The 416-nt window shown below is 57.5% G+C and carries 1 protein-coding gene; it reads left to right on the top strand.

Annotated elements, in window-relative coordinates:
• The coding region (locus D7Y13_RS50195; RefSeq protein ID WP_120631149.1) for an ATP-binding cassette domain-containing protein at positions 1 to 392 on the top strand (392 nt) is incomplete at its 5' end.
• Positions 393 to 416: the final 24 nt, after the last annotated feature.

Raw genomic sequence — 416 nt, forward strand, 5'->3', positions numbered from 1 at the left:
AAATACAGGACCGTATTCGCGAACTGATTGCCAAACTACAACTGCCCGAATCGCTGCTGAGCCGATACCCCGCCGAACTAAGTGGCGGGCAGCGGCAGCGCGTTGGACTGGCGCGGGCACTGGCGGCCCGTCCGCCGGTGGTGCTGATGGACGAGCCATTCGGTGCGCTCGACCCGTATACCCGGCGGCACGTCCGGCGCGAATTATTTGGACTGAACGAATTGCAGGAAACGACCGTCGTGCTCGTCACGCACGATGTGGGCGAAGCCCGCGAACTGGCCGACCGCATTGCGCTCATGGATAAAGGTCGTATTGTGCAGATTGGCCCACCCGATGAACTGCTGAATCACCCGGCAAACGAGTTCGTAAACGATTTCCTGGATATAAAATAAATATTTAAACACGGAGACACAGAG

Origin of the sequence: Corallococcus praedator, assembly GCF_003612125.1 — a bacterium.
In the GTDB taxonomy this organism is placed as follows: domain Bacteria; phylum Myxococcota; class Myxococcia; order Myxococcales; family Myxococcaceae; genus Corallococcus; species Corallococcus praedator.